Genomic DNA, 458 nt, shown 5'->3' with positions numbered 1-458 from the left:
GATTATAAGGACTCTCATCGTTTGATCAGCCCCTTAAGAAAAGCAAATGATGCGATCGAAATTGACACAAGTGAATTGTCGATTGACCAAGTCGTTAATAAAATTTTGGAAATTGTCAAAACACGCGCATGATCGCGTGTTTTCTGTATGCTTATAAAGATGAGTAAAAAATATACAATTGCAATAGTTGGAAGACCGAATGTTGGTAAGTCAACTTTATTTAATCGAATTGTTGGTACAAGAAAAGCAATCGTTAATAATTTATCTGGTGTTACCCGCGATCGTCTGTATGAAAAAGCGGAATGGAACGGCAGTAAATTTTCCGTTATCGATACTGGTGGGATATCGGCATCGAATGATGTTTTTATTAAAGAAATTAAGGAACAGGCCGAATTAGCAATCAAAGAAGCTGATGCGATTATTTTTGTTGTTGATGGCCACAATGGCATTACGAAAGA

Annotated in this window: 2 protein-coding genes; both read left to right on the top strand. The window is 36.2% G+C overall.

All coding sequences use genetic code 11. From position 1 onward, the window contains the following. A partial coding sequence (locus KH893_RS12100; RefSeq protein WP_281166317.1) for a (d)CMP kinase occupies positions 1-132 on the top strand: 132 nt, incomplete at its 5' end. 27 nt (positions 133-159) lie between these two features. Further along, a partial coding sequence (locus tag KH893_RS12095) for a GTPase (RefSeq protein WP_281166316.1) occupies positions 160-458 on the top strand: 299 nt, incomplete at its 3' end.

This window comes from Liquorilactobacillus sicerae, from assembly GCF_029916425.1.
GTDB classification, from domain to species: domain Bacteria; phylum Bacillota; class Bacilli; order Lactobacillales; family Lactobacillaceae; genus Liquorilactobacillus; species Liquorilactobacillus sicerae.
Note: the sequence above shows the minus strand (reverse complement) of the source record. Positions and strands in the feature narration are given on the sequence as shown.